General features: G+C 50.4%; 2 protein-coding genes. Both read left to right on the forward strand.

The window, feature by feature from the left end; translation table 11 throughout:
• Positions 1-58 precede the first annotated feature (58 nt).
• The gene (locus AAE02nite_RS26100) at positions 59-544 is read left to right on the forward strand and encodes a winged helix-turn-helix domain-containing protein (protein ID WP_146905872.1); all 486 of its coding nucleotides are present in this window, start codon (positions 59-61) and stop codon (positions 542-544) included.
• Complete coding sequence (locus tag AAE02nite_RS26105; protein WP_262713481.1) at positions 544-1,059, forward strand: IS630 family transposase; 516 nt, start codon at positions 544-546, stop codon at positions 1,057-1,059. The genes AAE02nite_RS26100 and AAE02nite_RS26105 overlap by 1 nt, the downstream gene beginning before the upstream one ends.
• Positions 1,060-1,066: the final 7 nt, after the last annotated feature.

Genomic DNA, 1,066 nt, shown 5'->3' on the forward strand with positions numbered 1-1,066 from the left:
TACCAACTTACCTATTATTTTCCTATACGTATAGCTTAAGAGAATAAATGGTAAAGAGATGAGATATGCGTATGCGGAATTAATTTCGGAGGCGGAAGCAGTTTTACAGCAACAGCAGCGCCGGAGCAGCAAACTTCTTGTATTTCAGCGGCTTCAGATGCTGCGTTTGTTTAAGCGTGGGCAGGCCAAAAGTTTAGCCGCGGCCGCTGAGTTGGTTGGCGTTTCCTCCCGTAGCGTGCAGACCTGGTGGCAGCTTTACCGCCAGCAAGGACTTTTGGGGCTGTTAGCCCTTACCCCTACGCGCCAGATTAGCCTCTCGGCCGAGCAGCAACAGGCGTTATTGGCAGAAGCAGCTACCGGGTCTTTTTCTACCATTAATGACATGGCCAGGTGGGTGGCGCAACAGTTTAGCATTCATTATACCGAAGTAGGGATGTGGCGCATTGCCCGTCGGCTGGGTATCAAAAAGAAAACGGCTCGTCCCCGGCACGTGCAGCGGGATGAGGAAAAAGTAGCTGCTTTTAAAAAAGTTTCCCGGCCCTGATAGAAGACCAGCCGGTATGGTTTGAGGATGAGATGCGTTTTGGCCTGCGCACGCAGCTCAAACGCCGGTGGACGCCCAAAGGTATCCGTCCACCGGGCAGTACCCGCATTGCTTACGTGTGGACTTATCTGTATGTGGCCTTAAGTCCAAAGCAAGGGCAGTTGCAGGCTTGGTTTATGCCGGATATGCAGCAAACCACCTTTCAGGCTTTCCTGGATGATTTCGCCACGACAGAAAAGTGTTTGCTGGTGCTGGATGGTGCCCCGGCGCACAGAAGTAAGCTGCAACTACCCGAAAAGGTAAAACTCCAATTGCTGCCAGCTTATGCGCCGGAGCTAAACCCGGTAGAGCGCTTGTTTGAGGAGTTAAGAAAATCCATCAGCAATAAAGTCTTTACTCGTTTGGAAGAAGTAGAAACTATCCTCACCCAGGCGCTCCAACAGTATTGGCTAAACCCTAAGCAGCTTATACAGCTAACCTTTTTCCCTTGGATGAAACAGGAAAATAATCCGTAAGTTGGTA

Origin of the sequence: Adhaeribacter aerolatus, from assembly GCF_007991635.1 — a bacterium.
GTDB lineage: Bacteria > Bacteroidota > Bacteroidia > Cytophagales > Hymenobacteraceae > Adhaeribacter > Adhaeribacter aerolatus.

Coding starts and splice junctions, on each gene's coding strand:
- AAE02nite_RS26100 (WP_146905872.1), top strand. CDS start 59: ATGAGATATGCGTATGCGGAATTAATTTCGGAGGCGGAAGCAGTTTTA.